This window comes from Candidatus Binatia bacterium (assembly GCA_036504975.1).
Classification (GTDB): Bacteria; Desulfobacterota; Binatia; order UBA9968; family UBA9968; genus JAJPJQ01.
The window spans coordinates 1-6956 of record DASXUF010000053.1 but is presented as its reverse complement, the minus strand read 5'-3'; the positions used below and the strand labels follow the sequence as shown (position 1 = coordinate 6956).

At 59.2% G+C, this 6956-nt stretch carries 8 protein-coding genes; 7 read left to right on the top strand and 1 reads right to left on the bottom strand.

Going from position 1 to position 6956, the window contains the following annotated elements; translation table 11 throughout:
* The 7 genes from VGL70_07295 to VGL70_07265 form a co-directional block, all read left to right on the top strand.
* Positions 1-365 (top strand): ABC transporter substrate binding protein (locus VGL70_07295; protein HEY3303324.1); only part of this gene is annotated, 365 nt, incomplete at its 5' end.
* 149 nt (positions 366-514) lie between these two features.
* A complete protein-coding gene (locus VGL70_07290) occupies positions 515-1429 on the top strand; it encodes an ABC transporter substrate-binding protein (protein ID HEY3303323.1) in 915 nt (304 codons plus the stop codon).
* 219 nt (positions 1430-1648) lie between these two features.
* The gene (locus VGL70_07285) at positions 1649-2206 is read left to right on the top strand and encodes a cupin domain-containing protein (protein HEY3303322.1); all 558 of its coding nucleotides are present in this window, start codon (positions 1649-1651) and stop codon (positions 2204-2206) included.
* 175 nt (positions 2207-2381) lie between these two features.
* On the top strand, positions 2382-2867 hold the full coding sequence (locus VGL70_07280) for a cupin domain-containing protein (protein ID HEY3303321.1): 486 nt from the start codon (positions 2382-2384) through the stop codon (positions 2865-2867).
* Position 2868: 1 nt separating this feature from the next.
* Entirely contained in the window at positions 2869-3897 is a 1029-nt protein-coding gene (locus tag VGL70_07275) for an ABC transporter substrate-binding protein (protein ID HEY3303320.1), read from the top strand.
* Positions 3894-4994 (top strand): extracellular solute-binding protein, encoded by a 1101-nt coding sequence (locus VGL70_07270; protein ID HEY3303319.1) that lies wholly within the window; start codon positions 3894-3896, stop codon positions 4992-4994. Before VGL70_07275 ends, VGL70_07270 begins: the two co-directional genes overlap by 4 nt.
* 67 nt (positions 4995-5061) lie before the next feature.
* On the top strand, positions 5062-6156 hold the full coding sequence (locus VGL70_07265; GenBank protein HEY3303318.1) for a cupin domain-containing protein: 1095 nt from the start codon (positions 5062-5064) through the stop codon (positions 6154-6156).
* A gap of 351 nt (positions 6157-6507) precedes the next feature.
* Here VGL70_07265 and VGL70_07260 read toward each other — a convergent pair.
* Positions 6508-6956, bottom strand: a 449-nt coding sequence (locus tag VGL70_07260) for a M23 family metallopeptidase (protein ID HEY3303317.1), incomplete at its 5' end; no start/stop codon positions are given.

The window sequence follows — 6956 nt, the reverse complement described above, 5'->3', positions numbered from 1 at the left end:
AGGCGGGCATGCGAGCGCTTAGGGCCGGGGAGGTGGATGCCTACCTCGCGGTGTCGGACGTGATCGCGGCTAACCAGGCTCAACTGATCATCGACACGGCAAGGGTCAAGAGGTTACCGACTATATTCGACCAAACAAGTTTTGTCATCAAGGGAGGCCTCGCCACCTACAGCGTGAGCTTACACGAAGTTGGCCGCCTGTCAGCGAAGTACGTCCAGCGCATTCTTGCTGGCGTTAAACCCAAGGACATACCGGTGGAGGGAGTCGATAAGATCGAGCTTGTCATCAACTTGAAGACGGCCAAACAAATCGGCGTGACGATTCCGGCTAGCGTGCTCGCGCGGGCGGACAGGGTGATCAAGTGAAAGCAGGCAGGAGGCAAAAGCCAGTAGGCAGTAGGGCAGAAGCGCCTCAGGGCTCAAGCCTCACGCCTTTCGCCTCTTGCCTCAAGGCTCTCGCCTTCGGCATTTTAGTTTTTCTATCCGGCGGAACGACTTATTCAGAAATCAAAATCGTGCAGGCTCTTCCGACCAAGAGCTTCGGTTTTCTGCCGGTATTCGTCGCGCAGGAGAAGGGGTTCTATCGCTCCGAGGGTTTGGAAGTGAGCACGCCCGTGATGGGGACAGGGCCGAGTATCGCCGGGCTTCTTTCGGGTGAAGTCCATCTCGCGCCCGCCGACACCGCGATGCGCGCGGCGATGACCGGCACGCCGGTGAAGGCGGTGGTCTTTTATTACGACCGCCCGACGATGGTTTTTGTAGCGCGACCGGAAATCCGTTCGATCAAAGATTTGCAGGGTAAAAATATCGCGATTCTGAGCTACGGTAGCGCCGTGGATTTTGCCACGCGGCAAATTCTCAAGGCCAACGGGTTGGCGGACAAGGATTACACGCTTGTTCCCATGGGACCGGAGTCGCAGCGCATCCTGGGCATGGCGAAGGGACTGGTTCACGCGACTCTGCTCAATCCGGACGGCGCCGCCATCGCCGAAGGCCAGATCGAAGGGCTGAAGCTGCTCGCCTCTTTCGGCGATCTGCAAAAGACGCCGTTCTCCGGCTTTGCCGCAAGCGATCGCTTTCTCGCCGCGAGTCCGGACACGCTGAAAAAATTTCTCCGCGCGACTCTCAAGGCGATCGTGCTGACACGCGATCAACCGCAGGCGGCGGCGCAGGTCGCCGAGAAAACGCTGGCCCTCGAAGCCAAAGCGGCGCTTTCGGCGGCGCGCGCCATCGTCGGCGCGATCAGCGTCAAGGACCCCGGCGGATTTACGGACGCCGGGATGCGCGCGTGGATCGCTGACAACGCAAAGAACGCCGGCCGGAAGGACGACGAAGTGAAAGTGAGCGACATCGCCGACGTTCGTCTGTTGAGGGAGGCGCAGCAAGAGCTGGGGATCCGCTGCGAAGGAGGATATGGATGCGGCAGATAATCTTAGCGCGAAGATGTTTTGGCGTTCATCGTGCGCTGTACTGCTTGAGGTAGCTTCCTCGCCCTCCTTTGGAGGGAGAGGATCAGCGGTGAGGGTGTTGAGTTCGTCGTGTGTGCTTCGGACCCTCACCCCTGCCCTCTCCCGCAAGCGGGAGAGGGAGCTGATAGGTGCGATGGAAAAACACGTATTTCGAACGTAGATAACTATCACGGAGGAGTTATGAGAGCGAGCGGGCGAAAGAAAGTCAGAAAGAAAGTAAAGCGGGAGTTGCAGGCGAAGGATACCTGGTATCCGCGCCTGATCAAAGAGTTGGAAAGAATGAACCACCGGGCGGAGACCGGGAAGATCGTCGTCCGCGCCAAGGACACGCCCTGGATGCAGAACCGAAACGCCAAGGTCCGCTACTATTTCATGCCCTACAAAACGGACACCGCGCTGCAAACCATGCAGGCGTTCGAGCACGTCATCACGCGCCACTCGGGCAAGCATCGGCATCAGGGCGGCCTGGCGATATTTGTTCTGGAGGGCGAAGGTTACACCATCGTCGATAACCAGCGTCACGATTGGAAGGCCGGCGATCTCATTCTGCTGCCGATCAAGCCGGGCGGCGTCGCTCATCAGCATTTCAACGCCGATCCGAACAAGCCAGCGCGCTGGCTGGCGTTGATCACGAACACGTACCGCGCCCACCTGGGGTACGAGATCGTGCAGATCGAAAATTCGCCGGATTGGAAGGGAAGCTGGGAGAAGAGTGTGGCGCACCAGGCCGGCCGCTGAAAAACCCGGCGTTCACCCTTCGACAGGCTCAGGGCGAACGCATCAGCGATGAAAAGAATATTTTCCGTTCATGCTGATCCCTCGACGAGCTCGGGACTAAAGGCGAGTCGAGGGAGCCTGCACTGAGCTGGTCGAAGTGTCGAAGCATAATTTGCGAGCGGACCGTGAGGTAAAAATGACCCAAGAAAATTTATTAGAGGCGCTGTTCGAACTTAGAGACCGTTATCGCAAGCAAGCCGAAGAGGGAATAAAGATCGTCCGCGGCGACGAGCTGCCGTGGGAGATCAACCGTCAGGGAAAGACGCGCTGGTACATCCACCCGGCCAAGAACGACACCGTCATTCGCAGCCTCGTCGTTTACATGCAGGAAATCGAGCCCGGCGGCCATTCCGGGAAACAGCAGTCGCCGGGAGGAATCGTTCATTACATGCTGGAAGGCAAGGGCTACGTCGTGGTGGACGGCAAGAAGCACTCGTGGACGAAGGGAGATTGCGTCGGCCTGCCGGTTCTGTCGCGGCCGCTGGAATATCAGTTTTTCAACAGCGACAAAAAAAACCCGGCGCGCTTCATCGCGGCGACGCCGAATCTTTTCGAGGTTCTCGGCGTGGACATGGGGACGCGCTTTGAGCAGCTCGAAACCGCCTCGATTTACGGAGGGTAGAATGAACTCTAAGACGGTTGCGGCAGTCGGTTTGTCCTTTGTTCTAATTTTCGGCCTGCTCCAACGGGACGCTCCGGCTCAGGACAAAGCCAAGTTGATCCCCGTGATGGAGGGCATTTCCTCGCCCGACTTCGGCTACCTTCCTTCCTATTTGGCCCGCGCGAAAGGTTTTTTAGAGAAGGAAGGGCTGGATATGAAGATCATCGTCATGCGCGCCAACGTCTCGGTGCCGGCGCTGGTCACGGGAGAAATCCAGTTCGCCGTTCACGGCTCCGCCATGACCGCGTCGATCATGGGCGCGCCGCTGAAGGCGATCTACTTCACCTACAACACTTCGATCCTGCAATTCACGGTGCGGCCGGAAATCCAGAAGCCGGAGGACCTCAAAGGCAAGGTCGTCGCGATCGCCAGCCCCGGCGGCTCGCAGGACCAGGCGACGCGGCTGATTCTTAAAAAACTCGGACTCGATCCGGAGCGCGACGTCAAGCTCCTCCCCATCGGCGACGCCAAGGCGCGCGTCATCGGCATGGACACCGGTCAAATCGCCGGCTCGGCGAACAATCTCGACATCGCCGCGGAGCTGGTGCGCAAAGGCTACCGGATCATCGCCAACTCATCCGAGGTATACCCGGTGCCGTTCTCCGGTTTTGCGGCAAACGACCAGTTTCTCAAAAAAAATCCCGAGATCGTAAAAAAGTGGCTCCGCGCCCACGTGCGCTCTCTGCTCTTTATCCGGCAGAATCCCGATGAAGCCGCCCAGGTGGCGGCGAAAGAGCTGAAGCTGAATCCCGAAGTCGCGCGCGAGGCGATCCGGCAGTCGATCGGCTTCCTGAGCCCGGACGATCCGGGCGGCTTCACCGAAAGAGGCATCCGGTTGCACATCCAGTACAGCGCGGCGCGCACCAATGTGGACCCGGAAAAAGTAAAAATATCGGATGTCGCCGACGCGACGCTTTTAAGAGAGGTGCAGAGAGAGATGGGCATCCAATGCCGCGGCGGTTATCTCTGTCCTCAGGGAGCGGTCAAATGATGCGAGACAAACGATACACGAAGACGGGAGCGGCTTTTCTCCTGCTTTTCTTTTTCCTTCCGGTCTCTGTCCTACGGGCGCAGAGCGGGAGGGAGGCCCTTGCCAAAATAAACAAGCTCCCTCCAGCGGAGCGGGCTGCCAGGCTCGCCGAAGGCGCGAAGCGCGAGAGCGCGCTCAGTTTTTACTCCAGCGAAACGATCGATCTGCTCGAGCAGTATCGCGGCGCCTATGTAAAGAAATATCCGTTCGTCAAGGTCGAGTACTGGCGCGGGGGCGGCGGCAGGGTGACCGAGCGCGTTCTACTGGAGCACCGCGCGAAGAAACTCGACGCCGACGTGGTCGGCATCTCGTTCGACGATCTGGTCGTGGTCCAGAAGGAGGGAATCCTCGCGCCCTACGAATCTCCCGAGAGAAAAGCCTACGCCGACCACTTCAAGGACAAGCAAGGATATTACACTTCGACCAACCTTATTCCGACGGTCATCTCCTATAATAGCAAGCTCGTCAAAGCCGCCGAGGCGCCGAAAGACTATCCCGATCTTCTTCAGCCCAGGTGGAAAGCGGAGCTGACGATCGACACCGAGCCGTCGCGCGCCGTCATGGGTTGGCTGTTGAGCTGGGGGGAGGAGAAGACGCGCGCGTACATGCGCGGGCTCGTATCCAACGGCGTCTTCGTGCGGCGCGGCCATTCGCTGCAGACCCAACTGCTGTGCGCCGGAGAGACCAAGGCCGCGGTCGAGCTTTACGCGTACCGCGTGGCGCAGATGAAGCACGAGAAAAAATGTCCCATCGAGCTGATATTCGCCCGGCCGACGCCGGCCGCATCCGCCCAGCTCTGGGGCCCGGCCGCCACTTCGCAGCACCCGCACGCCGCCGCGCTCTTCATGGATTTCATCTTGAGCGAGGAGGGGAGCAAGCTCATAGCGGCCACAGGTAGAATTCCCGTTCGCCGCGGCGTGAAATCGCTTTACGAAGACGTGTCGAATTTGGAGGAGAAGGGCGTTCCGCTCGTGGTGATATCGCCGGAGGAGGGGTTCAAGCTCAGGGACAAGACGAACCAGCTCATAGAGGAGATTCTCATTAGGAAAGGAAAGTGAAAAGGCAAAAGCATGCCCTGAGCGAAGTCGAAGGGTAAAAAGTTAATAGGCAAAGGACAAAAGCACGATGAGTGGAGAAGACATTGCGCGACAACCCATTACGGACCGGCGCAGCTCTTACATCAAGTGGGTGGAAGCGGAAGGCATTCCGCTGATCCAGGGATTCTTCATTGCCGATGTCAAAACGGTCCCTTTGGGCCGTTGGGAGCGCATCGGCGGGCAGGCGGCGCGTATCTGCCTCGAGGGCACGGGTGAGACGGACGACGCCTATATCTGCGAGATTCCGCCGGGCGCGAGCTTAAAGCCGCAGAAACATTTTTTCGAGGAGCTGATCTACGTGGTCAAAGGCCGCGGCGCGACCACGGTGTGGCAGGAGGGCGGTCCCAAGCGGAGCTTCGAATGGCAGGAGGGCGCGCTTTTTTCGCCGCCGTTCAACGCCTGGCACCAGCATTTCAACGGCAGCGGCAGCGAGCCGGCGCGCTTTCTCGGCGTGACCAGCGCGCCGATCATGATCAATCTCATCCACAACATCGATTTCATCTTCGGCTGCGCCTATGTCTTCCAAGATCGCTTCGACTCCAGCGAGGACTACTTCAGCGGCCAGGGGCGCTGGCTTCCCGGCATCGTGTGGGAAACCAACTTCGTCGCCGATGCGCGGAGCTTTCAACTGTTGGACCGGAGCGAGCGGGGCGCCGGCGGACAGCTCTCTCACTTCGAGCTTTCGAACAACACGATGTGCGCCCATATCTCCCAGTTTCCCGTCGGCACTTACAAGAAGGCGCACCGCCACGGGCCGGGCGCGCACGTGCTGGTTTTGAGCGGCCGCGGATATTCGCTGATGTGGCGCGAGGGCGAACCCATGCAGAGATTCGACTGGGGCCCGGGAAGCCTCGTCGTCCCGCCCGACCGGTGGTTTCACCAGCATTTCAACGCCGGCAGTGAGCCGGCCCGATATTTGGCGCTCCGCTGGGGCGGCAAAAAGTTTTTCGGCACGATGGGAGAAGGAGACGACAGGCCGCTCAAGGACATCAAGCTGGGCGGCGACCAGATCGAATACGAGGACGAAGACCCGGCGGTCAGGCGCATGTTCGAAGAAGCCCTCGCCAAAGCCGGCATCCAAAGCCGGATGGCCGCGGTTTACAAGAAACAACTTAAAACATAGCGGAACGCTAGTGGACTGTATCACTTAATTTGGCTACGCCGTTCTGGTTCGACAAGCTCACCACGAACGGCGTTTTCCTAGTCCGTTCGCACTGAGCTCGTCGAAGTGCGAGGAAGCCATCTGTTGCCGAAGCGTCTGTTACAGTGCATTAGCGTCCTGGAACCAAAGACCATTGAATAATTCAGGCGTCATTCCGGGCAAGCTGGCGATAGCTAGCGCGACCCGGGATCCAGAGAATCAAAAGCTTCCGGATACCCGCTTTCGCGGTATGACGGCGGGGAGGCCGCGCATTTATTTTGCGAACTTTAGTTCCACCACACTAGAGGCGGGCGGGCTTAAAGCTGAAGCCGCCTATTTAAGAAGCCCCCGCCGCGGGTCGATCGGGACGCCGTTCACGCGCACCTCGTAATGGAGATGCGGGCTGGTGCTATGTCCGGTGTTGCCGACCTCGGCGATCTGCTGTCCTTTGCGCACCTGCTGTCCCTGTTTGACGTGAATTTTCGATAGGTGCAGGTACTGCGTAGTGATTCCTTGCCCGTGGTTCAAGACGACGGTGCGGCCGTTGCCGTTCATTTCCCCTGTAGTCTCTACCGTGGCGTTTCCCGCAGCGTACACCGGCGTCCCAATGGGATTGGGGATGTCGATGCCGGAATGAAACTCGATCCTGCCGGTCAACGGCGAGACGCGATCGCCGACGCCGGATGTTACCCTGCCTGTGGCGGGCCATTCGGTGGGAATCGCGGCGATCATCTTCTCCAACTCGGATTGCAGGGAGCTCAAGCTTTGTTGCATCTCCGGAA